The organism is Xanthomonas sp. Leaf148 (genome assembly GCF_001423585.1).
GTDB lineage: Bacteria > Pseudomonadota > Gammaproteobacteria > Xanthomonadales > Xanthomonadaceae > Xanthomonas.
In genome coordinates, this window is sequence record NZ_LMOP01000008.1 from 1,377,569 (window position 1) to 1,400,706 (window position 23,138).

Genomic DNA, 23,138 nt, shown 5'->3' on the forward strand with positions numbered 1-23,138 from the left:
CCATGCTCCCTCAACCGCGAAGGGGCGTGGCCAGTACCACTCCTTGGTACAACATCGACCTGTGCGCTGCATGCAACGCACAGGTCAAAAAAAAGCGCGCCACCGTGGAGGGTCGGTGGCGCGCCGGTGCTACATCAGAACTTGAAGTTGAGCTGGGCCTGATAGCCGCGGCCGTTCTTGTAGAACGCCGTGGGGGTATCGCGGGTGTTGCTGAAGACCCGGTAGGTGGAATCCAGCAGATTGGTCGCGCCGACGGTGATGCCCATGTAGTCGGTGATCTGGTACGAGGCGTTCAGATCCAGCTGCTTGTAAGCATCTGCAAAGTCACGCGACTCCAGACGACCGATCTGGGTGAAGTACTTCGAGCGGTAGCTGTAGTTCACACGCACCATCCAGTCGCCGTGTTCCCAGTAGGGGATCACGTTGTAGGTATCGCGCGACAGGTACGGCAGATTCAGACCGGAGCTGGAGTCGGACTCGGCAAAGGTGTAGTTGGCCTGCAAACCGAAGCCCAGCCCGAAGCTCTGCTGGTAATTGACCGACACACCCTTGACCTTGGCATCGGACACGTTGACCGGTGTGGTCACCTGGTACAGGCCAGCGATGGCCGGCGGTGCCGGATTCAGCTGCTGGGTGACCGTGGTGTTGACGATGTAGGAGCTGATGTCGCGATAGAACACTTCACCGGACAACATGCTGGACGGAGCGAAATACCACTCGGCCGCCAGATCGTAGTTGGTGGACTCGTACGGCTTCAGATCCGGGTTGCCGCCGTTGGCGGTCAGGTTGCCGTTACCGCTGTTGACAGTGAACGTACCTGCCAGATCGGCGTAACGCGGACGGGCGATGACCTTGGCCGCCGAGAAGCGCAGCACCGTGTCGTCGGTGATGTCGTAGGCGATGTTGAAGCTCGGCAACGCCTTGCGGTAGTCATTGGTTTCGGCCACGCGCTGGAAGCTGGTGCCGCCGTCATTGCTCTGCCAGAACTGCGACTTGTCGGTGGTGTCGACCAGGCGCACGCCGACGTTACCGCGCCACTTGCCGGTCTCGTAGTTCAACTGCGTGTAGACGTTCTGAGTGATTTCCTTGACGTCGAACGACGCGCCAAAATCGGTGCGGTATGGGCCCTGCGGCTGCGACAGCAAGTAGCTGCGCACGGCGCCCAGGTTGGCGGTTGGCCAGGTGGTCAAGTCGCCGCTGGCACCCAGGCCGTCGTACAGGCTGCTGGGTGTGGTGCCTGGGTTGAACTGCGTCAGCGACACCGGGTCGGTGGTGTTGATGCGGTTACCGCGCGCGTCGACGCCGTTGTTGTGGTTGATGTACTTGTAGCCGAACTGCAGCTTGGTGAACGGGCCCCATTCCAGGTCGCGCGCGGCATCCCACTGGAAGTACTTTTCGTCGTCCTTGCTCTTCTGGTAAGCGATACCGCCGGCCTGCATGATGCCGGTGGTGGTGCCCGGGATATTGCCTTCCTGGCCCGGCGCCAGGCCGGCGGGGTTGCCCGGCAGTGCCCAGTTGGAGGCGCCGCCGTTGTCGTAGTTGACCGACGTATTGCTGCCGTCGAACGCGTAATTGTAGCCACCGTCCTGCATCAGGTACTTCATCAGGTATTCGGGGTTCTTGCCACCTGTGGCCTCGGTGTAGCCGGCCTGGGTGGTGAATACCCACTTCTCGCCGGACCAGTCGTGACGCAGGTTCAGGCTCTTGGTGGTGACGGTGCTCTCGCGGTAGTTGGCATCCAGCTGCGCGTACGGCTGACCGGCTGCGCCATCGCTGACCGTGGCCGAGGTCACCACGCCGTTCTGCACATTGGCCTGGGTGATCTTCTGGCGGTCGTCGTTACAGGCCGGGCACACATAACGCGCCTGGCTGAAGTTGTTGTACTTGCCCTTGATGTACAGACCGGTCAGGTTGAACTCGTTCTGCTCGTTGGGCTTCCACTGCAACGCACCCTGCAGGCCGCTGCGCTCGCGGGTCTGCTGGAAGAACGCGCTGCTGATGCCGGCCGGCACGCGGGCGGTGGCCACATCGCTGCCGTCGCCGGTGATGGTGGCCGTCGGCGGAATGCCGGCGCCGGTGGTATAGCCGAAGTACTCGATACCGGCACGTGCCAGGTCCTGCTTGTCGTGCGTGGCGGAGATCAACGCGCCGAAGGTTTCGTCGTCGTTCTTCCAGCTCCACAGCGCCGAACCGCGCGGATTGCCTTCTTCGGAACGGTCGTTGTAGTTGTAGCCGACCGAGCCGCGAATGGTGTTCTTGGGCAGGTCCAGCGGCTTGCGGGTGTGCACGATCACGGTGCCGCCGATCGAGCCTTCGTCGATGCGCGCTTCAGGGGTCTTGTAGACCTCCATCAGGCCGATGATTTCCGGCGACAGCAGGGTGTAGTTGAAGGTACGGCCGCTGGTGTCGGTGGGATTGCCGCCCCAGTCGCCCGAGGCGATGGTCTGGCCGTTGAGCAGCACGCGGTTCAACGCCGGGTCGGTGCCGTTGATGCTGACCTTTTCGCCTTCGCCGAACTGGCGGTCGACGCTGATGCCCGGCAGGTGCGACAGCGATTCGGCCGCATTGATGTCCGGAAACTTGCCGATGTCTTCGGCGCTGATCGCATCGACGATGGAGTTGGCCGAGCGCTTGACCGCCTGGCTCTTCTCCAGCGATGCGCGGTAACCGGTGACGGTGATGGTGTCCAGCTCGGTGGTGGCCGACGGCGTGGCGCCAGCCGGGGCTTGTTGTTCTTGTCCGGCAGCCATTGCAGAGCCGGAGCAGTACAGAGCGGCGGTGATACAGAGTGCTAACGTCGTGGTGCGGCTGTGCATGGCTAAACCTCATTGGTTAGTGCTGTGAGTGCGCATGGCCCGTAGTGGGCACAACGCGCTCGGCGTGGCCGGCAAAACAACACGCCCTGACCGATCGCGGTGATCGCACTCCGTGCTCCGCAATGGCAGCAGGTGGCGTCGATGCGCGTGGTAGAGGAGGTGTCCCCCGTGTGGTGAAGCGGTGGAGCGAATGCGACATCGGCGAGTCGAACGTCGGATGACGCGCCACTCACGAATCTGGCGTGGCAGGCGAGGGAAGCGCCGTTCTTCAGTACCGAACAGTTGCTGGCCCCTCCTGCCAGAACCCCGATTTGGATCGAGTCTCGCGTAGCGTTGACAGCGTTGTCAACACATCGTCACAGATCTCTGAAGCGCTTGCGATTGCGCTGCAATGCAGCATTTTTTGCGACGTGATCGTCGAAGTCGCTGAGAGCGTGCGCACATGCGGGATTCCGTCGCCAACCCTCAATTGGCGGCTTCTATGGCTGGACGGTGTTCCACTGGCACATGCGCGGTTTTTATGCGGAAATCCCCGTGATGCATGCGGATTTTTCGTGGATGATGGGCGGTGCGGGAGAATGCCCTGATCGTCGCCGCCACGGTTGCGTTACAGGGCGATTACTGACAACGTTGTCTACCCGCTGCCGTTCGTCGGACAACGGGACATGACGCCAGCCCGCTGCCACTTATCAGGAGAATGCGTGAGCGCAAGCAGCCCAATGGAAGCGGTGGCCTTTCCGCGCCCCGACACCTTCGTTGCCGCAGACGTGGGAGGGACGCATGTGCGCCTGGCGCTGGTCTGCGCAAGCACCGATACGCGCAAGCCGGTCACCGTGCTGGAGTATCGCAAGTACCGCTGCGCCGATTATCCGGGCCTGGCCGAGATCATGTCCGCGTTCTTTGCCGAGATGGGATGCGCGCCAGTGCGGCGCGGTGTGATCGCCAGTGCCGGTTATGCGCTGGAAGACGGTAGCGTGATCACCGCGAACCTGCCGTGGGTGCTGGCGCCGGAACAGATTCGCCGCCAGCTCGGCATGCAGGCGCTGCATCTGGTCAACGATTTCGAAGCGGTCGCTTACGCGGCCAATTACATGACCGGCAATCAGGTCATGCAGCTGTCCGGCCCCGCTCAGGGCGCGCCCGGCCCGGCGCTGGTGCTCGGTCCCGGAACCGGGCTGGGTGCGGCGGTGTGGATTCCCAACGGCGCCCACCCGATGGTGCTGCCGACCGAAGCCGGCCACGCCGCGCTTGCCGCCGCCAGCGATCTGGAAGTGGCCTTGCTGCAGGAACTGCGTCGCACGCGCACGCATGTGGGCACCGAAACCTTGTTGTCCGGTCCGGGCCTGTTGAACCTTTACACCGCGTTGGCCGCGCTGCGTAGCGAGCCTGCCCTGCATCAAGGCCCGGCCGATGTCACCGCCGCCGCATTGGCCGGCAACGACGTTCTCGCGCGCGATGCGTTGCAGGCGTTCTGCGGGTTCATGGGCAGCGTGGTCGGCGACATGATGCTGCTCTACGGCATCCGCAGCGGCGTCTATCTGGCCGGAGGATTCCTGCCGCAGATCGCCGAGTTCATTGCCTCCAGCGACTTCACCGCCCGCCTGCTCGACAAGGGCACGCTGCGGCCTGCCCTGGAGCAGGTGCCGGTCAGCATCGTCGAACACGGCCAGCTAGGCGTCATCGGCGCGGCCAGCTGGTTTTTGCAGCACGGCCGCTGACGCACGACACACCATAGGAGCGCACCTGGGCGCGATAGGGCGTTACCGGTAAGGCTTCTCGCGCCCGGGTGCGCTCCTACGCCGTGGTCGGGCGTCGTGCGCTTTGCAGTAATTCCACTCGTGCTGTGTCGGACCTATCGGCAATCGCATCGCCGCACGCCGTAGGAGCGCACCTGGGCGCGATAGGGCGTTACCGGTAAGGCTTCTCGGCCCGGGTGCGCTCCTACGCATTGGCCGGGCGTCGTGCGTCTTTGCAGTAATTCCACTCGTGCTGTATCGGGCCTCTCGGCAATCGCATCGCCGCATTCCGTAGGAGCGCACCTGGGCGCGATAGGGCGTTACCGGTAAGGCTTCTCGCGCCCAGGTGCGCTCCTACGTGGGTTGCCGCCACCGTGGGGGATCGCCAATCGTTCGGTCACACGAGGCGCGACACTACCCGCACTCCGCATCAGCAGCCGCGATGTCCTAACAAGTCCTTGAACCTACAGGTCCCCGAACCGCGCCTGCAACGCGGCGATGGCGGCCAGGCCGGCGGTCTCGGTGCGCAGGATGCGTGGGCCTAACTGCAGGCCGGTGAAACCGGCAGCGGCGAGCGTGGCGCGGTCGCGTGGCGACCAGCCGCCTTCCGGCCCGATCGCCACGATGAGCCCCTGGTCGGCATCCGCACTCAGGGTGGACAGGCGATGCTCGCCCTGCGGGTCCAGGGTCAGCCGTCGCGCCTGCGGGTCGCTGGCCTGCGCGGCCTCTTGCAAGCCCAGTGGCGCGGCGACGGTCGGCACGCGTGCGCGGCCGGATTGTTCGCAGGCCGACACCACCACACTGCGCCAATGCGCGATGCGTTTTTCCATGCGCGCTGCATCGAGCTTGACCTCGGTGCGCTCGGCGTTGACCGGCACGATGGCGGTGACGCCCAACTCGGTGGCTTTCTGCAGGATCAGGTCCATTTTTTCGCCGCGCGCGATGCCCTGAAGCAGCGTGATGCGTAAAGGCGATTCGTTGGACAGCGCTTCCGCACGCTCGACCAGCGCACGCGCTTCGCGCTTGCCAGCCACGGTGATTCGCGCGTGGTAGTCGCTGCCATCGCCATTGAACAGGATGCAGGCATCGCCCTCGCGCAGGCGCAACACGCGCAGCAGATGATTGGCGGACTCTTCGGGCAGGGTCACTTCCTGGTCGCACTGCAGCGGCAGCGCAACGTGGGACCGGGTCAGGCGCATGCGACGGCCTCGTCGATGGCGTGACGGGTGGTTGCGGCAAGCAAGGCCAGTTGCGCCTCATCCACACAATACGGCGGCATCCAGTACAGCACGTCGCCCAGCGGGCGCAGCACCACGCCGCGCTCCAGCGCCGCGCGATACGCCTTCAATCCAACCCGTGCCGCAGCAGGGAAGGGAGTGCGTTTGTCGCCGCCCTGGGTCAACTCGAAGGCCACGATCATGCCGGCCTGGCGCACGTCCGCCACCGCGCTGTGCTCGCCGATCTGCGCAGCGAGGGCGCTCATGCGCGCGGCGGTGTGCTGGTTACGCGCAATCACGTCGTCGTCCGCGAAGATCTGCAACGTCGCCAATGCCGCCGCGCACGCCAGTGGGTTGCCGGTATAGCTGTGCGAATGCAGAAACGCGCGCTCGCGCGAATCGTCCAGAAACGCGTCGTACAACTGCTGCGTGGCCAGCACCGCCGACAGCGGCAGGAAGCCGCCAGTCAATCCCTTGGACAGGCACAGTAGATCGGGCATCACGCCGGCCTGTTCGCAGGCGAACAGGGTGCCGGTGCGTCCGAAGCCGGTGGCGATCTCGTCGGCGATCAGGAACGCGCCATGCGCATCGCACAATTCGCGTGCGCGGCGCAGATACGCCGGGTGATACATGCGCATGCCGCCGGCGCATTGCACCCGTGGCTCCAGTATCAACGCGCAGATTTCGCCGGGCGACTGTTCGAACAGTGCCTGCAGTGCATCGGCCGCCTGCAGTGCGTAGTCTTCCGCGCTCTGGCCCGGCTCTGCCAGGTAAGCGTCGGGCGATGGCGCAAACAGCGATTGCAACAACAGCGGTGCATACACGCGCCGATACAACGGGATGTCGCCGACCGACAGTGCGCCGATGGTTTCGCCGTGATACCCGTTTTCCAACGCGATGAAACGCGTGCGGCGATGCTCGCCACGGTTGTGGAAATAATGGAAGGCCATCTTCAAGGCCACTTCGACGCCGGCCGAGCCGTTGTCGGCATAGAACACCTTGGACAGCGGTGCGCGGTCGGGCTGGCGCGGCGCAATCGCCAGCAGGCGCTCGGCCAGCTGCACTGCCGGCGCGTGGGTGAAGCCGGCCAGCATCACCTGCTCCAGGGTGCCGGCCTGCCGCGCGATGGCCGCGCCGATGCGCGGCTCGGCATGGCCGAACAGGTTGGTCCACCAGCTGCTGACCGCGTCCAGATAGCGACGGCCATCATGACCGATCAGCCACGCACCCTGGCCACCGGCGATGGGGACCAGCGGAAGCGTGTGCGGATGCTCGCGCATCTGTGTGCACGGGTGCCACAGCACCGCAAGATCGCGTTGCCGCCAATGTTCGGCAGCTTCGGAGGCTGCAGGGTCTGCTAGGATTTCGGGCTCATGAACATGTCGATGCATCTGCCTATTCTATCGGTCCGCTCCGCGGCTGCGTGCCACGCATGAGCCCGCGTCTGCCGACCATCCACAAGATCACCGATCTTGGCGACGGGCCGTTCCGTCGCCAGCAACTGGATCTGGAGTTTTCCAACGGGCAGCGCCGCCTCTACGAACGGCAACTCAGCCAGGGCCACGGTGCCGTGGTCGTGGTGCCGATGCTCGACGCGACCACCGTGCTGCTGGTGCGCGAGTACGCCGCCGGCGTGCACCGCTACGAGCTGGGTCTGGTCAAGGGGCGCATCGATGCCGGCGAGACCCCGGAGCAGGCGGCCGACCGCGAGCTCAAGGAAGAAGCCGGCTACGGCGCGCGCCAGGTTCAGGTGCTGCGCGCGATGACGCTCGCTCCTACTTATATGAGTCACCAATCCTGGTTGGTGCTGGCGCGCGACCTGTATCCCGAGCGCCTGGTCGGCGATGAGCCGGAAGAGATGGAAGTGGTGCCCTGGCCAATTGCTCGTCTGGACGAATTGATGCTGCGCGACGATTTCTCCGAAGGCCGCTCGCTGGCCGCCTTGTTCATTGCGCGCGAGTGGCTGGAGCGCAACCCATGATCCGTATCCCGATGGAACTGCGCGAAACCGTGATCGCTATTGCTCGCGAAGCGGGTGAGGCCATCATGCAGGTGTACGCGCAGGACTTCGCGGTCGAGATCAAGGACGATGCCAGTCCGTTGACCCAGGCCGACCTTGCCGCCAATCGCGTCATCGTCGATGGCCTGCGTCGGGTCACGCCCGACGTGCCGGTGCTGTCGGAAGAATCCGCGCACGTGGCCTGGGAAGAGCGGCAGTACTGGACCAGCTACTGGCTGGTCGATCCGCTGGACGGCACCCGCGAGTTCGTCAAACGCAACGGCGAGTTCAGCGTCAACATCGCCCTCATCCACATGGGCGCGCCGGTGTTGGGCGTGGTGCAGGCGCCGGTCGATGGCCGGGTCTGGTACGCCGCACGCGGCGAGAACGCGTTCCGCCGCGACGGCGACCGCGACGAGATGCTGCACACCCGCACACCGGCCGCCACACCCTTACGGGTCGCTGCCAGCCGCTCGCATCGCGACGCGCGCACGGCGGCCGCGCTGGAGCGCATGGGGGAGATCGACGTGTTGGCGCAAGGCTCGTCGTTGAAGTTCTGCCGCATCGCCGAAGGCGACCTGGATGTCTATCCGCGCTTCGGCCCCACCTCCGAATGGGACACCGCAGCCGGCCAATGCGTGTTGCACGCCGCCGGCGGTGTGCTGCTGGCCGGCGGTTCCGGCAAGCCGTTCCGCTACAACCGCCGCGACACCTTGCTCAATGGCGACTTCATCGCGCTGGGCGATCCCAATCTGCCTTGGCGCGATTGGCTGGCCTGAGCATGCCCGCCTGCCGTGCGAATGTCGCACGCCAGGCAACGCGGATGTGCAAGGTCCTGATTGGCTGACCGGTACACTGCGGCGGCATCGCGCGTCGGAGTTGCTGCCACGCGCAATGCCGCACTGCGTCAGCGCTCTCGCCGCGAATGCGCCTTCCAACATCGCTCCAGGAACACACCATGCTCCAGACTCCGCCCACCGGCGATATCCACCGCCTGCTGCAGTTGATGGCGCGCCTGCGCGACCGTGAGCACGGTTGCCCCTGGGATGTGCAGCAGAGCTTTGCCACCATCGCGCCGTACACCATCGAAGAAGCCTACGAGGTCGCCGACGCGATCGATCGCAACGACCTGCCCGGGCTGCGCGACGAGTTGGGCGATCTGCTGCTGCAGGTGGTCTTCCATGCGCAGATGGCGTCCGAACAGGGCGCGTTCGACTTTGCCGACGTGGTCGCCACACTCAGCGACAAGCTGGTGCGCCGGCACCCGCATGTGTTCGCGGCGCAAGCGGCAGACGATGCGCAGGCGGTGAGCGCCAACTGGGACCAGATCAAACGCGAAGAACGCCGCGCCGCAGGACACCAGGACGACTCTGCACTGGCCGGCATCGCGCGCGGGCTGCCCGAGTGGCAGCGTTCCACCAAGTTGCAGTCGCGCGCGGCGCGGGTGGGCTTCGATTGGCCTGGTCCGACGCCGGTGCTGGAAAAACTGCAGGAAGAAATCGAGGAGCTGCGGGTGGAATTTGCCCGCGGCCCGGTGGCCGACAATCAGGCGCGCCTCGAAGACGAACTGGGCGATGTGCTGTTTGTCTGCGCCAATCTCGCGCGACACGCCAAGGTCGATGTGGGCGCCGCGCTTCGGCATGCCAATCTGAAATTCGAACGGCGCTTCCGTGCGATGGAAGCGCAGGCGCACGCGCAGGGCACCACCCTGGATGGGTTGTCGCTGGGCGCGCAGGAAGCGCTGTGGCAACAGGTCAAGCGTGACGAATCCGCCGCCGCGGTGCCGGATGCCGGCGCCGTGCCCGGCGCATGAGCGCCGCGCTGACCACACTGTTGCTGTTTGTCGCCACCGCCGTGGCCGAACTGGTCGGCTGCTACCTTCCTTATCTATGGCTACGCAAAGGCGGCAGCGCGTGGCTGCTGCTGCCCAGCGCGCTGAGCCTTGCGATCTTCGTGTGGCTGTTGAGTCTGCATCCGACTGCCAGCGGACGCGTGTATGCCGCTTATGGCGGGGTCTATATCGCCAGTGCCTTGCTGTGGTTGTGGTGGGTGGACCGCATCACTCCGACGCGATGGGACCTGCTCGGCGCTGCCTGCTGTCTGCTCGGCATGGCCGTCATCATGTTCGCGCCGCGCAACGTCTGAGCCTGGCGGTCGTGTGATCCGCGTGCGCCGAGGCGCTTGCTGCCCGACGCGGCAATGGTCGCGAGCGCATTCCTGCACTGCATCCCCAAGCCGGCGACGGGCAGCGCGGGTGCATACTGCTGCAAGGATCGACTCGTCATATGCAAGGGGATGCACATGTTTCCGACTTCGTTTTTGGCCATGGCCGTTCTGGTCGCTGGCGTCATCGTGTTGTTCAAGACCGTGCGCATGGTGCCGCAGGGATTTCAGTGGACGGTGGAGCGCTTTGGCCGCTACACCCACACCCTGAGTCCGGGTCTGCACTTTCTGGTGCCGGTGGTCTACGGCGTGGGCCGCAAGATCAACATGATGGAACAGGTGCTGGACGTGCCCAGCCAGGACGTCATCACCAAGGACAACGCGGTGGTACGCGTGGACGGTGTGGTGTTCTTCCAGGTGCTGGATGCCGCCAAGGCCGCCTATGAAGTCTCCAATCTGGAGATCGCCAGCATCGCGCTGGTGCAAACCAATATCCGTACCGTGATCGGTTCGATGGATCTGGACGAATCGCTGAGCCAGCGCGAAACCATCAATGCGCAGTTGCTGAGCGTGGTGGACCAGGCCACCAACCCATGGGGCATCAAGGTCACGCGAATCGAAATTCGCGATATCCAGCCGCCACGCGATCTGATCGACTCGATGGCGCGGCAGATGAAGGCCGAGCGCGAAAAGCGCGCGCAGATTCTGGAAGCCGAAGGCTCGCGTCAATCGGAGATCCTGCGCGCCGAGGGCGAGAAGCAGGCGGCCGTGCTCGAAGCCGAAGGCCGCAAGGAAGCCGCCTTCCGCGACGCCGAGGCCCGCGAGCGTCTAGCCGAGGCCGAAGCCCGCGCCACCCAGGTGGTGTCCGATGCGATCGCCAACGGCAGCGTGCAGGCAATCAATTATTTCGTCGCACAAAAGTATGTGGAGGCGTTCAAGGCACTGGCCACCGCGCCCAACCAGAAGTTCGTGCTGATGCCGATGGAATCCAGCGGCATCATCGGCTCGCTTGCCGGCATCGCCGAACTGGCCAAGGAAGCGATGGGCAAGCCCGACGCGCCAGCCGTACGCATGCCGCCGATGCCGCCGCGCGCGGGAGGCTGAGCCATGCGCTGGGACGTTGTGATCTGGGCGGTGTTGGCGCTGCTATTGATCGCCGCAGAGACGCTGGTGCCCGGCGCGTTTCTGCTGTGGATGGGGATTGCCGCCGCCGCCGTCTGCGTGCTCGTGCTGGCGCTGCCGGGCATGTCGCTGCTGGTGCAGATTGTGGCGTTCGTCGTGCTCAGCTTTGTGTCGGTGCAGGTCTATCGCACCTGGTTCCGCGGCAAGGGGCGGCAGAGCGATCGTCCCTTGCTCAACAGACGTGCCGAGCAATTGATCGGCCGTCGTGTGCTGCTCGATCAAGCCATCCACGATGGCCGCGGTCGCGCCAAGGTCGACGATGCGTTCTGGGTGGTCAGTGGTCCGGATCTGCCCGCCGGCGCGCCGGTGCGCATCGTCGGCGTCGATGGCATGACCTTGCAGGTGCAAGCCACCAGCTGATCGCCGAGCAAGGCGAGCAGCCCGGCCGCACATTGCTGCAGTGCGGCGTGCTTGTGCCCAATTGCACGGTTGGGCCGGTGCTGCGTCTGCGCAGTGACGCGGTTACCCGCAAGCACGGCCAGGCAGCGATAATGGGGATCTTTCCCTTGGACCGGCGCCCATGACCCAGAAGACCATCCTCAACGACACCCATCGCGCGCTCGGCGCCAAGATGGTCGACTTCGGCGGTTGGGATATGCCGATCCACTATGGCTCGCAGCTGGACGAACACCATCAGGTGCGTCGCGACGCCGGCATGTTCGACGTCAGTCACATGACCGTGGTCGATCTGCGCGGCGCACGCGTGCGCGAGTTCCTGCGCTACCTGCTCGCCAACTCGGTGGACAAGCTCAAGGTGTCCGGCAAGGCGCTGTACACCTGCATGCTCAATCCGCAGGGCGGGGTGATCGACGACCTCATCGTCTATTTCATGACCGAAGATTTTTTCCGTCTGGTGGTCAACGCCGCCACCCGCGAAAAGGATCTGCAGTGGATCGGCGAACAGGCCGCACGCTTCGATGTACGCGTGGAAGAGCGCGCTGACTTCGCGATGATCGCCGTGCAGGGCCCCAACGCACGCGCCAAGGTCATCGAACTGGTCGATCCGGCCGACGCCACGGCAGCGAGCAAGCTCGGCCGTTTCGCCGCACTGCAGACGCGCTCGCGCGATGGCATCGACCTGTTTGTTGCGCGCACCGGCTACACCGGCGAAGACGGTTTCGAAATCGTGTTGCCGCAGGACGCGGCGGTTGCGTTCTGGAATGCGCTACTCGCGCAGGGCGTCAAGCCGGCCGGTCTGGGTGCGCGCGATACCTTGCGTCTGGAAGCGGGCATGAATCTCTATGGGCAGGACATGGACGACGCGGTCACTCCTTATGAGGCTGCGTTGGCGTGGACGATCACCCTGGACGAAGGCCGCGACTTCATCGGTCGCACCGTGCTCGAAGCGCAAAAGGCACAGGGCGCACCGCGTCAACTGATCGGCGTGGTGATGGATGAGAAGGGCGTGCTGCGCCACGGCCAGAGCGTGTTCACCGCCAGCGGCGAAGGCGAGATCCTGTCCGGCACCTTCTCGCCGACGCTCGGCAAGGCGATCGCATTCGCACGCGTGCCGGCCGGCAGCATCGACGACCTGCGCGTGGACATTCGCGGCAAGCAGGTGCCGTTGCGCGCGGTGAAATTTCCGTTCGTGCGCGACGGTCAGGCGCAGCCCGGCGTTCTTGGTGACTGAGTCGCATGACGCCGGTCGCCGTCGGCCGGTCTCCTGTCACCGCATGCAACCCAGCCATACCGACATGCGTGCACCTGTCTTGTCGCGCGGTCTAAACTAACCACCTGTCCCCAACCCCAGTTTCCCCGGAGCACACCCATGAGCGAGATTCCTGGCGACCTCAAGTTCCTCAAATCCCACGAGTGGGCCCGTGTCGAAAGCAGCGGCCGCGTGACCGTCGGTATTTCCGACCACGCGCAGGGCTTGCTGGGCGACCTGGTCTACGTCGAGCTGCCGAGCGTCGGCGACACCGTGCAGGTCGGCAACGGCGCGGCGGTGGTCGAGTCGGTCAAGGCCGCATCCGATGTCTACAGCCCGGTCAGCGGCACCGTGGTCGAGGTCAACGGCGCGCTGAGCGACAAGCCGGAAACCATCAATGAAGATGCCTATGGCGAGGGCTGGATCTTCGTTGTCGAACTCGACGACAAGGAGCAGCTCAACGATCTACTGTCGCCCGACGACTACGCCGAGCTGCTCGAAGACGACGACCACTGAGTCCGTCTTCCCTGCTGCGCACCGATGGCCGCTCCCAGAGCGGCCATTTTTTTTGGCGCGCCGCCGCCGTGCGGTGTGCGTTCGAGATCGAGATCGAGGGGGCGGTGGGGCAGCCACCTGCACGGTGCTGACACTCGCAGGTTGGAAAGGCGGTTGGCGATGCGCTGACGCGATGCGCGTGGAGGCATCCATGCGCGACCTGTCGCCGCACAACCGCCTGCATCCCGGTGCGCCGGATTTCTGACGTGAGTCGCTCGTGAGGGTCTGGGGTGTGCTCGGTGAAAAAAAATTCGACGCTCGCAACATGCATCGATGACCGATCGACGTTGCGCAACACGCTGTCGGCGATGCGCAAGCGCACCTGCATGGCGATCGAACGGCGCAATAAGTTTGCGCATTTCTGCTCGTACGACGTCGGAAGCGGAGTTGTCGGATAAAAAATTTTCAGCTGGCGGACAGGCGGCAAGCGATGCCGCAACGCGCAGCGCATCGTCGCAGCGTTACCGCGGCCTGCATCGTGCGGATTTAGAGCGCTTGAAGAAAACAGCGGAAAAGAAGTGCTTTTTCGCTAACGCTGTTGCGTGGGCGCGCGCTTCCAACCCATCCAGCTAGCCGCGCGCGGTGCGTTTGCCGGACGTCGATGGCGAACGTGGCGATGGTCGGCTGAAAAAAAAATGCAAAAGAGTGTTGACAGTAAAAAAAAGCGTGATTAGGTTTCGCCCAGCAGACATTGCTGCGAAAGAGAGTGAGCAGAATCGACATCGAGCCGACACGCTTGTTCAAGACGTCCACCGAAGCACACTCAATGGTGGAGTCGGGTCCGCTTCTCTCCAAAAAAGCAGTTGTCGTTTCGACTACGCACCCGTGTCGCCGTTCGATGCGGGTGTTTCTGTATCCGTCCCGTCGCGCATTACCTGCGGACGGTACCCGACGACGGCATGCCGACGCGGGGTTTGGTTCAACTGGGCGTTTCACCTCCATAGTTCACTGACGAGGAGCCAATTACATGGCCACTAAAAAAGCTGCGAAAAAGAAACCCACCGCCAAAAAGGCAGTGAAGAAGACCGCCGCCAAGAAGGCGACCAAGAAGGTCGCTAAGAAGGCAACTGCCAAGAAAGCAGTGAAGAAGACTGCTGCCAAGAAGGCCGTCAAAAAGACTGCCAAGAAGGCAACCGCCAAGAAAGCAGTGAAGAAGACTGCCAAGAAGGCAACCAAAAAGACTGCCGCCAAGAAGGCAGTGAAGAAGACCGCAAAGAAGGCGACCAAGAAGACTGCCGCCAAAAAGGCCGTCAAGAAGGCCGCCAAGAAAGCAGTGAAGAAAACTGCCAAAAAGGCAGTCGCGAAGAAGGCGACCAAGAAGTCCGCCACCAAGAAGGCTGCTACCAAGAAGCCTGCTGTGAAGAAGGTCGCCAAGAAGAAGCCGGCCGCTCGCAAGAAGAAGGCCGCTCCGGTCGCGCTGCCCGCAACTCCGGCACCGCTGATCTGATCTGCAACACCCGATCGCCGTAAACATCGAGCTCTCTCCCCGACGCCCAGCGGGGAGGGAGCTTTTTTATTGCACGGCTCCGTGACCACGTCCGATGCAGTGCGCGAATGCCGACCGTCATCGAGGCGACGTGGTTCGCGAGGTGGCACGGTCTGGAGCTGTAGCCAACCGCCAACGCCAACGCCAACGCCAACGCCGAGAGCTTCTCAAAAAGAGAGTGCTGCGCGACGCATTGACGCGTCCGATGCATCACCCAAGGCTGCACTTGCGTTGAGGCGGCGATGCTTCCAACCCGTATCGGTATCGGCGTTCCCTAAGGATTGTTCGGCCACCACTTGTCCAGTCCGATTCCCTGGGCCGTTGGTCTGCCGGATGCAGCGATAGTTTGCCGCCGTCGCACTGCCCGACGCCCGTCTCTCGACCACGCGACAGCCAGATGATTTAGACAGCTAACAACACGACTGTGCTCACCGGCAGGCGGGCGCGGCCGGTGCTCGGTGCCGCATGGACCACACGTCCACTGCGGTTCTGAGTACGCCGTCCACACCCACCAGACGACTGCTCGCGACGTGTTGTTAGCGCTCTTGGTCCGATACGTTGTGGTGCAGGGTGTCGTGGATCCAGCAATGACGCGTGCGGCAGCCTGACGGCGCCTGCACCTCTCGCGTCGATCCGCTGCCGAGCAACCGCATCCACTCTCTACATGCAAAGGCGACGTGCAGCGGCGACGAACTAAGCCCAGCGGTGCGCCGCAGATGCAGTATCGCGTTGCAGCGTTGGTCTCATGCACGCCGAGCACGACAAGCACGCCCCAAGCACGCCAAGCACGCTGCCCGGCACACGTCTGGCGCCAGGGCGTTCAAACCACCTGCAGACTCCAGCGATCAGAAACAACACAGGCGGCCAAGGCCGCCTGGGTTTCAGCATGCACCGCTACGGTGCCGGCGCTTCGCCCCTTAGCGCGGCGATGCCACCGACTTGCCCGACGACGCGCCCTTGCCAGCCGGGTCGGCCTTCTCTGCCAGCATGTTCTCGCTGCCGAAGTCGCCGTCCACATCGATGTCCAGCCAACGCTTGGTCGGCAAACCGAGGGCGCGGTCCAGAATGGTCGGCAGCATGCCGGAGGGCAGGCCGCTTTCGCCATTCCACATGATGGCGATGCCGACGTCGCGCTCGGGCAGCAACGCGACCAAGCCGCGGTAACCCTGCACCGCACCGGCATGGAAGACCACCTGGTGGCCCGCATAGTCGAACACGCGCCAGCCCAGCGCGTAGCTGGCCGCGTCCACGCGCTCGTGGCGCCAACCCGAACGCATTTCACCCGGCGTGGAAATCAGTGGCGCGTGCAATGTCGCCAGCAGCGGCGCAGGCAACACGTCGGTGCGATGGCCGGTATGTGCGAGCAGCCATTGCGCCATGTCGCTGGCGCTGGCATTGACGCCGGCAGCAGGAGCAAGACGGTAGTAAGTGGGCTTGGGCGTGAGCGACACCCAGCCGTTGCGGCTGCGCACGTGCGGGCGTGCCCAATGCGGACTGGCCTGGATGCCGGCCAGACCCATGCTGGCATCGTTCATGCCGAGCGGCTTGAAGATGCGGCGCTCCACCGATTGCTCGTAAAAACTGCCGGAGGCGGCGAAGACCACATCGCCGACCAGACTGAAGGCCACGTTCTGATACGCATAGCAATCGCCTGGCGCACACCGCAGCGGCGCGGCAGCCAGCTTGTGGCTCAGCGAGTAATAGTCGACGTTGGATTCGATATCGCGGTCGTAGGCATTGCGGGTCAGGCCGACGCGATGACTGAGCACCTCGGCGACAGTGAGCTGCCGGGTGGCGACGTTGTCGCTCAGCTGGAAGCCGGGCACGTAGTCGACCACCTTGCTGTCCCAACGCAACACGCCATCGTTGACCAGCAGGCCAGCCATGGTGCCGGCGAAGGCCTTGGACAGCGACGCCAGGCGGAACACGGTATGCGCATCGACCGGTTGCGGGTGATTGACGTCGGTGACGCCATAGCCGCGCGCGCTGAGCACTTTGCCGCCCTGCACGATGGCCATCGCCATGCCGGGTACGCGGTTGCCGTAGGTCAACTGGTCGGCCATCGATTCGAATGCCGCCACGTCGAAGCCGGCGTCCGGCGCCAACACGCTGCTGGCCGGCAACGAGGTGCGATACGGAAGCGGGGCGGTGGGCGACTGCGCGACGGTCGCCGGCTGCAGCGCGTAAGCGGTGGGCGCGGGCGTCTGTGCCGTGGAAGAGAGGGCCAGAGGCAATAACGCCCCGAGCAGCCCGATGGCCAACGGACGGAACCGTCGGCGCCTGCGCATTACTGTCATGGTTGTCCCGCCTGTTCCACTGCTTGGAGCGATTCTAGCCCCGCGCTTCGCAATAGCACAAACTGCCGGAAGATGAATGGGCATCATATTGATCCTATTGACGATTTGGGTTCAGAAATCGGGCTGCTCAGGGCCGTGGCGACGCCACGCAGGGTGCATGCGAAGCGGGTTGCAAGTGCCGTGCCGGGGCAGCCCACGCGCGCGTCGCAGCGTCCTGCCTCCGCCGCTGGTGGTGCTGCGCCGCATCGGCTAACTTGCGCGCTACTTCGTCAGGTGCTGCCGCCGCCATGCTCTTGTTGTCGGGCTCGTTCGCACGGGCGATGTTGAAGCCATGACCCGTCCCTTTGCCCCGCGCTCGGCGGCTGGCCGTCTGGGCGCTGCGCTGCGCAGTTCGCCACCGCTGGCATGGTCGTTCCTGTATTTCTTCTGCCTGCTCAGCGGTTACTACGTGCTGCGTCCGGTGCGCGAGGCGATGGGTGCATCGTCGGATGTGGCCGCGTTGTTTCCGGCCGGCATGATCGGCTTCTTTGCCGCGCACGGCATGCCGCTCAAGGACTTCACCTTGCAGGTGCTGTTTACCTGCACCTTCCTGATCATGCTGCTACTGCAGCCGGTGTACGGCGTGGTGGTCAGCCGCTATCCGCGGCGCGTGTTCCTGCCGCTGGTCTACGGGTTCTTCATTGCGACCCTGCTGCTGTTCTACGTGCTGTTCGACAGCGGCGTGCCAGGGCGCGGGATGGCGTTCTTTTTGTGGCTCACGGTCTTCAACCTGTTTGCCGTGGCGGTGTTCTGGAGCTTCATGGCCGACGTCTTCAGCAATGCCGAAGCGCGCAACTACTACGGCTATATCGGTGCGGCCGGCACCCTGGGCGCGTTTCTCGGGCCGATCCTCACCCGCACCTTGGTCGAGCGCATCGGCATTGCGCACCTGATGCTGGTGTCGGCCGGGTTCCTGACGGTCTGCGTGGTCTGCGTATTGCGTCTGCGCTTGTGGGCGGTGGCGCGCGAGCAGGAGCGTCAACTGGACTCCGGCGAGGTGCCGATGGGCGGCGACGTGCTCGGCGGCCTCAAGCTGATCGTGCGCGAGCCGTTGCTGCGCTGGCTGGCGTTGATGACGTTATTCGGCGTGGGCGTGGGCACCTTGCTCTACAACGAGCAGGCGGCGCTGGTACGGCGGCTCTATACCGATGCGGCGGCCAGCACCGCGTACTACGCCAGTATCGACCTGGCGGTCAACGCGCTCGCACTGGTGCTGCAATTGCTGGTGACGCGCGCGCTGTTGTCGCGCTTCGGCATCGCACCGGCGCTGCTGATTCCGGGGGTGGCCATCACCTTGGGGTACGCGGTGCTGGCAGCCTCTCCGCTGCCGCTGATGATCGCCATCGTGCAGGTGATCACGCGTTCCAGTGAGTTTGCACTGGCCAAGCCGGCGCGCGAAACCTTGTACACGCGAGTCAGCCGCGAATGGCGCTACAAGGCCGGTGCGGCGATCGACACGGTGGTCTATCGCGGCGGCGACCTGAGCTTTGTGTGGATCCACAAGCTGGTATCGGGCTTGGGCTCCACCGCGGTGTTCGGGGTTGGTCTATTGGCGGCGGTGGGCATGACGCTGGGCACGTTCGGCCTGCTGCGCGAAGCACGCAAGTTGCCTGCAGAGCGCGACGGTGTGGCGGATGGGCGCGCAGCGGAGTCGCAGGGCTGACCCGCGTCACATGTTTGTAGCTGTGTTGTCGCTGCGCAGGGCGGCCTTGCCGGGACATCTATGGAACGATGGCGCGCGCATAGTTGGGCGGCCAGGTGCTGACGCGTGGTAGTGCTTGTACGGGGTGTCTATCCCGTGACTGCGCGCGCACTCCGCAGCCAGCGGATGACAACCAGCACGCGACATCGATCATCACGCGTGGGCCAGTGCTGCGCTGGTGACGTCATCTCGTTCAAGGCACGATCTCTGTGCGTGTTGCCAGACAGCCGGAGCGGCATCGCGGCTATGCTTGCCGCCACGTCCACACGACTTTCTTGCCATGTCCCTGTTCGCGATCATCGCCGGCATCCTTGTCGGCCTGCTGCATGTCTACATCCTGGTACTAGAGATGGCGCTGTGGACGCACCCGTTGGGCTTGAAGACCTTCCGCAACACATTGGAGAAGGCACAGGCCACACGCGTGCTGGCAGCCAACCAGGGCCTCTACAACGGCTTTCTCGCCGCAGGTCTGCTCTGGGGCGCGCTGGCGGCACGGGTCGATGTGCTGAGCTTTTTCCTGGGCTGTGTGGTGGTAGCGGGGTGCTACGGCGCCTACAGCGTCAACCGCCGCATTTTCTTCGTGCAGGCGGTGCCCGCGTTGATCGCGCTCGGGTTGGTGTGGCTACCACACTGAGGCGTCTGTTGGCAGGGTGTTTGCCTCTCGTCAGCAGGCTTGCCCGCGATGCGGCATCACCGGTCACGCCGCTTCGTGGGCAAGCCCACGCCTGCAAGACAGCCACCTGAGACTGATAGTTCGGCAGCCCATGGCTGCTCGCATCTGCTCACAGCGTAACCGGGTGATGGGCGGCCCCCGCAAACAACGACGGCGGGCTAAAAGCCCGCCGTCGTCGCTGACAACCTTGGCACGAACCTTACGCGGCTTCGCGCGGCTGCTGCGCCTGCGGCTTGTCGTAGAAGCTCGCCGCACGCAACTCGTGCGGATCGAAGTCGTCCACGGTGATGGTGTCCATCATGATCTCGCGCAGCTCTTCCAGCAGCTTGCGCTCGTCCACGGTGAGCACGCCCTCGGCCACCGCTTCGTCGAGCTGTGCACTGAAGTCGAGGGCTTCGATGCCCTTGGTCTTGAGCGCCTTCAGGAACTTGCGTTCCACCGGCTCGGCCATCACCGCCTTGGCCAGATAGCTGGAAATGCGGCCACCCGGGTTGTTGGCGCACGGGGTCAGAAACACACCCTGTGCCAGGCGATCGCGCGCTTCGTTCGGGGCCATCAGGATCGATGCCACACGGTGTCCCAGGCGGTCGCCCGGCGCTTCGGCACGACGGCCCAGCGGGAAGATCAACACCCACATCAGCCAACCCACCGGGCGGATCGGGAAGTTACGCAGCGCCGCCGATAGCGAGGTCTCGATCTTGTGCACGCTGTCGTGGAAGGCCCAGGCCAGCAGCGGCTGGTCGGCCGCCGGCGCGCCTTCGTCGTGATACCGCTTGAGCATCGCGCTGGTCATGTAGATATGGCTCAGCACATCGCCCAGCCGACCCGACAACGACTCCTTGAACTTCAACTTGCCGCCCAGCATCAGCATCGACACGTCGGCCATCAGGGCCAGGTTGGCCGAGTAGCGATCCAGTTTGCGGAAAAAGCGACGCGTGTATGCATCACCCGGCGCTGCGCCGATACGCGCACCGGTCAGACCGAACCAGAACGAACGCACCGCATTGGAAATGCCGAAGCGGATGTGCCCGAACAGGCTCTGGTCGAACTCTTCCAGACCACGGCGCGTATCCGGATCCTGCGCCGCCTTCATTTCCTTCATCACCCACGGATGGCACAGGATGGCGCCCTGGCCGAATATCAGCAGACTGCGGGTCATGATGTTGGCGCCTTCCACGGTCACACCGATCGGTGCAGCCTGCCAGGCGCGGCCGGCGAAGTTGCGCGGCCCCAGAATGATGCCCTTGCCGCCGATCACATCCATCATGTCGCTGACCACTTCGCGGCCCATGGTGGTGCAGTGGTACTTGGCGATCGCCGACGGCACCGACGGCACGTCGCCACGATCCACCGCTGCGGCAGTGGCCTGTGCCAGCGCACTGATCGCATAGGCCTTGCCGCCGATCCGCGCGAGCGCTTCTTCCACGCCCTCAAAGCGGCCGATCGACAGACCGAACTGCTTGCGGATGCGCGCATACGCACCGGTCACCACCGCGGCGTACTTGCCGCCACCGCTGGCGGTGGAGGGCAGGGTGATCGAACGACCCACTGCCAGGCACTCGTTGAGCATGTTCCAGCCCTTGCCCACCATCTCCACGCCGCCGATCAGCTGGCTGAGCGGAATGAACACTTCGGTGCCACGGATCGGGCCGTTCTGGAAGGTGGAATTCAGCGGGAAATGACGGCGGCCGATTTCCACTCCCGGGGTCTCGCGCGGCAGCAGCGCCAGGGTGATGCCGATGTCCTTCTTGTCGCCGATCAGGCCGTCCGGGTCATAGGCGCGGAACGCCAGGCCGATTAGCGAAGCGACCGGTGCCAGGGTGATGTAACGCTTGTCGAAGGTGAGCTTGACGCCGAGCACGTTGGCGCCATTCCACTCGCCCTTGCAGACGATGCCGTAGTCCGGGATCGAGGTCGCATCCGAGCCGGCAAACGGGCCGGTCAGACCGAAACACGGTACTTCCGCACCAACGGCCAGACGCGGCAGGTAATAGTCTTTCTGTTCCGGGGTGCCGTAATGCAGCAGCAGCTCACCGGGCCCGAGCGAGTTCGGCACACCGACGGTGGAGCTGACCACGCTGGAGATCGACGACAGCTTCTGGATCACCTTGTGGTGCGCCAGTGCACTGAAACCCAGACCACCGTATTGCTTGGGAATGATCATGCCGAAGAACTTGTTCTTCTTGATGTAGTCCCACAGCTCCGGCGGCAGATCGGCATGGACGTGGGTGATTTCCCAGTCGTTGACCATCTTGCACAGCTCTTCCACCGGGCCATCCAGGAACGCCTGCTCTTCGGCGGTCAACTGCGGCTTGGGGTAGTTGAGCAGCTTCTGCCAATCCGGGTCGCCGGTGAACAGCTCGCCCTCGAAACCGACCGAGCCGGTCTCCAACGCAATGCGCTCGGTCTGCGACAGCGGCGGCAATACCTTGCGGAAAAAGCCCATCAACGGCGTCGTCAGCAGCGGCTTGCGCAGGAACGGCAACAGCACCGGAGCGGACACCAGCACCACCAGTGCGGCGGCGGCGATGGTGGCGGTGAGATTGGCACCCAGCAGCCAGCACGCCACCAGCACGCAGGCGCTGATCGCAACCCAGGTGGCAAGGCGCATGCGGTGATAGGCAGCGATACCCGCCGCCAGGATGACGAGGAGGAACGGTGCAACGATGCTCATGGTCTTGCTCCAGTGACATGCTCGGTGATGTTGGACGCTGCAATGGTGCCAACCGAGGGCAGTGCGTCCAGATAATGCAACACGGTGGCGGTAAAGGTGGTGTTGTCGTCGCCTGCCAGCATGTGCGTGGCGTCGGCCAGCTGCACGTGCTGCGCATGCGGGGCGATCGACAAGAATTCGGTGATGTTGTCCGGCGTGACCAGATCGCTGCGCCCGCCGCTGATCAACAGCATCGGGCAACGCACCTGCGCTGCGGCTTCCAACAAGGCGTGCTGCTGCAACTGCGCATCCTGACCGGCCAGTTCGTCGACCAGGCGAGGGTCCCAGTGCCAATGCCAACGTCCATCTGCGCGTTGACGCAGCAATGCTTGTAACTGATGCGCAGTCTTGCGCGGGCGATGCGGCAGATACGCGGCAATTGCATCGGCCGCCGCATCCAGCGAGGCAAATCCATCCGGATGCGCGGTCATGAAGCGCAGGATGCGCTCCACGCCCGTGGTGTCCCAACGCGGGGTGATGTCGACCAGCACGATCGCGCGGAACAGCCCCGGCCAGCGCGCCTCGGCAAGCAGCCCGAACAGGCCGCCCATCGAGGCAGCGACCAGCACCGGCGGCTCTGGCTGCTCGCCGGCCAACACAATCAGGTCGTCGGTGAATTGGGTGGGCGAGTAGGGCAGATCGGCCTCGTTGAAGCCCGAGTCTCCATGCCCGCGTGAGTCGTACGACAGCGCGCGGTAACCGGCCTGCGCCAGCGCGGTTGCCGTCGCTTCCCAGGCATGCCGCGTCTGCCCAAACCCATGCGCCAGCAGCACCGTGGGTGCGTGCTGCGCACCCCGCATCGACACGGCCAGCTCTACGTCGCCAGCGCTAACGCGCGACATGGTCGCAATGGGGGCAAGCGTAGAGGGAGATGTAACCATACCTAATGGTATGGATGCGGGACACCTGCTG

General features: G+C 64.4%; 19 protein-coding genes and 1 other RNA gene. 14 read left to right on the forward strand and 6 right to left on the reverse strand.

Annotated elements, in window-relative coordinates; all coding sequences use genetic code 11:
- Positions 1-134: 134 nt before the first annotated feature.
- A complete protein-coding gene (locus ASF90_RS10310) occupies positions 135-2,816 on the reverse strand; it encodes a TonB-dependent receptor (protein WP_055849283.1) in 2,682 nt (893 codons plus the stop codon).
- A 719-nt stretch (positions 2,817-3,535) separates the two neighbouring features.
- Here ASF90_RS10310 and ASF90_RS10315 point away from each other — a divergent pair.
- The gene (locus ASF90_RS10315) at positions 3,536-4,534 is read left to right on the forward strand and encodes a glucokinase family protein (RefSeq protein ID WP_193552629.1); all 999 of its coding nucleotides are present in this window, start codon (positions 3,536-3,538) and stop codon (positions 4,532-4,534) included.
- Positions 4,535-5,016: 482 nt separating this feature from the next.
- Here ASF90_RS10315 and ASF90_RS10320 read toward each other — a convergent pair whose 3' ends face one another.
- The gene (locus tag ASF90_RS10320; protein WP_055849289.1) at positions 5,017-5,751 is read right to left on the reverse strand and encodes a 16S rRNA (uracil(1498)-N(3))-methyltransferase; all 735 of its coding nucleotides are present in this window, start codon (positions 5,749-5,751) and stop codon (positions 5,017-5,019) included.
- Positions 5,742-7,160 carry an adenosylmethionine--8-amino-7-oxononanoate transaminase gene (gene bioA / locus ASF90_RS10325; protein ID WP_055849292.1) on the reverse strand — a complete coding sequence of 473 codons (1,419 nt, stop codon included), beginning with the start codon at positions 7,158-7,160 and terminating at the stop codon, positions 5,742-5,744. Before bioA ends, ASF90_RS10320 begins: the two co-directional genes overlap by 10 nt.
- 41 nt (positions 7,161-7,201) lie before the next feature.
- On the opposite strand from bioA, the gene nudE reads away from it, so the two are divergent.
- The 11 genes from nudE to ASF90_RS22055 all read left to right on the forward strand — a co-directional run bounded on the left by nudE (position 7,202) and on the right by ASF90_RS22055 (position 15,344).
- A complete protein-coding gene (gene nudE / locus ASF90_RS10330; protein WP_055849296.1) occupies positions 7,202-7,750 on the forward strand; it encodes an ADP compounds hydrolase NudE in 549 nt (182 codons plus the stop codon).
- Positions 7,747-8,547 carry a 3'(2'),5'-bisphosphate nucleotidase CysQ gene (gene cysQ, locus ASF90_RS10335; RefSeq protein ID WP_055849299.1) on the forward strand — a complete coding sequence of 267 codons (801 nt, stop codon included), beginning with the start codon at positions 7,747-7,749 and terminating at the stop codon, positions 8,545-8,547. Before nudE ends, cysQ begins: the two co-directional genes overlap by 4 nt.
- A 179-nt stretch (positions 8,548-8,726) precedes the next feature.
- Entirely contained in the window at positions 8,727-9,581 is an 855-nt protein-coding gene (mazG, locus tag ASF90_RS10340) for a nucleoside triphosphate pyrophosphohydrolase (protein ID WP_055849302.1), read from the forward strand.
- Positions 9,578-9,913 (forward strand): YnfA family protein, encoded by a 336-nt coding sequence (locus ASF90_RS10345; protein WP_055849305.1) that lies wholly within the window; start codon positions 9,578-9,580, stop codon positions 9,911-9,913. The genes mazG and ASF90_RS10345 overlap by 4 nt, the downstream gene beginning before the upstream one ends.
- A gap of 156 nt (positions 9,914-10,069) precedes the next feature.
- The gene (locus tag ASF90_RS10350; protein WP_055850368.1) at positions 10,070-11,035 is read left to right on the forward strand and encodes an SPFH domain-containing protein; all 966 of its coding nucleotides are present in this window, start codon (positions 10,070-10,072) and stop codon (positions 11,033-11,035) included.
- 3 nt (positions 11,036-11,038) lie between these two features.
- A complete protein-coding gene (locus tag ASF90_RS10355; protein WP_055849309.1) occupies positions 11,039-11,473 on the forward strand; it encodes an NfeD family protein in 435 nt (144 codons plus the stop codon).
- Between the two features lie 160 nt (positions 11,474-11,633).
- Positions 11,634-12,743, forward strand: a complete 1,110-nt coding sequence (gene gcvT, locus ASF90_RS10360) for a glycine cleavage system aminomethyltransferase GcvT (RefSeq protein WP_055849313.1) — start codon at positions 11,634-11,636, stop codon at positions 12,741-12,743.
- 138 nt (positions 12,744-12,881) lie between these two features.
- On the forward strand, positions 12,882-13,277 hold the full coding sequence (gene gcvH, locus ASF90_RS10365; protein WP_055849316.1) for a glycine cleavage system protein GcvH: 396 nt from the start codon (positions 12,882-12,884) through the stop codon (positions 13,275-13,277).
- A 426-nt stretch (positions 13,278-13,703) separates the two neighbouring features.
- Positions 13,704-13,889, forward strand: coding sequence for a hypothetical protein (locus ASF90_RS23430; protein ID WP_156364962.1), 186 nt, complete (start codon positions 13,704-13,706; stop codon positions 13,887-13,889).
- A gap of 394 nt (positions 13,890-14,283) precedes the next feature.
- The gene (locus ASF90_RS22050) at positions 14,284-14,763 is read left to right on the forward strand and encodes a histidine biosynthesis protein HisIE (protein WP_082473483.1); all 480 of its coding nucleotides are present in this window, start codon (positions 14,284-14,286) and stop codon (positions 14,761-14,763) included.
- Between the two features lie 504 nt (positions 14,764-15,267).
- Positions 15,268-15,344: non-coding RNA, sX9 sRNA (locus ASF90_RS22055), on the forward strand.
- 375 nt (positions 15,345-15,719) lie between these two features.
- Here the strand turns inward: ASF90_RS22055 and ASF90_RS10375 are convergent.
- A complete protein-coding gene (locus ASF90_RS10375) occupies positions 15,720-17,063 on the reverse strand; it encodes a serine hydrolase domain-containing protein (RefSeq protein ID WP_193552628.1) in 1,344 nt (447 codons plus the stop codon).
- Positions 17,064-17,430: 367 nt separating this feature from the next.
- Here ASF90_RS10375 and ASF90_RS10380 point away from each other — a divergent pair, with 367 nt between their 5' ends.
- Together ASF90_RS10380 and ASF90_RS10385 are read left to right on the forward strand one after the other, a co-directional pair.
- Positions 17,431-18,801, forward strand: coding sequence for an MFS transporter (locus ASF90_RS10380; RefSeq protein ID WP_055849327.1), 1,371 nt, complete (start codon positions 17,431-17,433; stop codon positions 18,799-18,801).
- A gap of 319 nt (positions 18,802-19,120) precedes the next feature.
- The gene (locus ASF90_RS10385; RefSeq protein ID WP_055849330.1) at positions 19,121-19,474 is read left to right on the forward strand and encodes a DUF1304 domain-containing protein; all 354 of its coding nucleotides are present in this window, start codon (positions 19,121-19,123) and stop codon (positions 19,472-19,474) included.
- 238 nt (positions 19,475-19,712) lie between these two features.
- Here the strand turns inward: ASF90_RS10385 and ASF90_RS10390 are convergent, their stop codons facing one another.
- Together ASF90_RS10390 and ASF90_RS10395 are read right to left on the reverse strand one after the other, a co-directional pair.
- A complete protein-coding gene (locus ASF90_RS10390) occupies positions 19,713-22,187 on the reverse strand; it encodes an acyl-CoA dehydrogenase (RefSeq protein ID WP_055849333.1) in 2,475 nt (824 codons plus the stop codon).
- Positions 22,184-23,107 carry an alpha/beta hydrolase gene (locus tag ASF90_RS10395; protein ID WP_055849335.1) on the reverse strand — a complete coding sequence of 308 codons (924 nt, stop codon included), beginning with the start codon at positions 23,105-23,107 and terminating at the stop codon, positions 22,184-22,186. Before ASF90_RS10395 ends, ASF90_RS10390 begins: the two co-directional genes overlap by 4 nt.
- Between the last annotated feature and the right edge of the window lie 31 nt (positions 23,108-23,138).

What these genes read in the sequence shown, in the direction of transcription:
- ASF90_RS10310 (WP_055849283.1), bottom strand. Translation starts at nt 2,816, where the DNA reads ATGCACAGCCGCACCACGACGTTAGCACTCTGTATCACCGCCGCTCTG.
- ASF90_RS10315 (WP_193552629.1), top strand. Translation starts at nt 3,536, where the DNA reads ATGGAAGCGGTGGCCTTTCCGCGCCCCGACACCTTCGTTGCCGCAGAC.
- ASF90_RS10320 (WP_055849289.1), bottom strand. Translation starts at nt 5,751, where the DNA reads ATGCGCCTGACCCGGTCCCACGTTGCGCTGCCGCTGCAGTGCGACCAG.
- bioA (WP_055849292.1), bottom strand. Translation starts at nt 7,160, where the DNA reads ATGCATCGACATGTTCATGAGCCCGAAATCCTAGCAGACCCTGCAGCC.
- nudE (WP_055849296.1), top strand. Translation starts at nt 7,202, where the DNA reads ATGAGCCCGCGTCTGCCGACCATCCACAAGATCACCGATCTTGGCGAC.
- cysQ (WP_055849299.1), top strand. Translation starts at nt 7,747, where the DNA reads ATGATCCGTATCCCGATGGAACTGCGCGAAACCGTGATCGCTATTGCT.
- mazG (WP_055849302.1), top strand. Translation starts at nt 8,727, where the DNA reads ATGCTCCAGACTCCGCCCACCGGCGATATCCACCGCCTGCTGCAGTTG.
- ASF90_RS10345 (WP_055849305.1), top strand. Translation starts at nt 9,578, where the DNA reads ATGAGCGCCGCGCTGACCACACTGTTGCTGTTTGTCGCCACCGCCGTG.
- ASF90_RS10350 (WP_055850368.1), top strand. Translation starts at nt 10,070, where the DNA reads ATGTTTCCGACTTCGTTTTTGGCCATGGCCGTTCTGGTCGCTGGCGTC.
- ASF90_RS10355 (WP_055849309.1), top strand. Translation starts at nt 11,039, where the DNA reads ATGCGCTGGGACGTTGTGATCTGGGCGGTGTTGGCGCTGCTATTGATC.
- gcvT (WP_055849313.1), top strand. Translation starts at nt 11,634, where the DNA reads ATGACCCAGAAGACCATCCTCAACGACACCCATCGCGCGCTCGGCGCC.
- gcvH (WP_055849316.1), top strand. Translation starts at nt 12,882, where the DNA reads ATGAGCGAGATTCCTGGCGACCTCAAGTTCCTCAAATCCCACGAGTGG.
- ASF90_RS22050 (WP_082473483.1), top strand. Translation starts at nt 14,284, where the DNA reads ATGGCCACTAAAAAAGCTGCGAAAAAGAAACCCACCGCCAAAAAGGCA.
- ASF90_RS10380 (WP_055849327.1), top strand. Translation starts at nt 17,431, where the DNA reads ATGACCCGTCCCTTTGCCCCGCGCTCGGCGGCTGGCCGTCTGGGCGCT.
- ASF90_RS10385 (WP_055849330.1), top strand. Translation starts at nt 19,121, where the DNA reads ATGTCCCTGTTCGCGATCATCGCCGGCATCCTTGTCGGCCTGCTGCAT.
- ASF90_RS10390 (WP_055849333.1), bottom strand. Translation starts at nt 22,187, where the DNA reads ATGAGCATCGTTGCACCGTTCCTCCTCGTCATCCTGGCGGCGGGTATC.
- ASF90_RS10395 (WP_055849335.1), bottom strand. Translation starts at nt 23,107, where the DNA reads ATGGTTACATCTCCCTCTACGCTTGCCCCCATTGCGACCATGTCGCGC.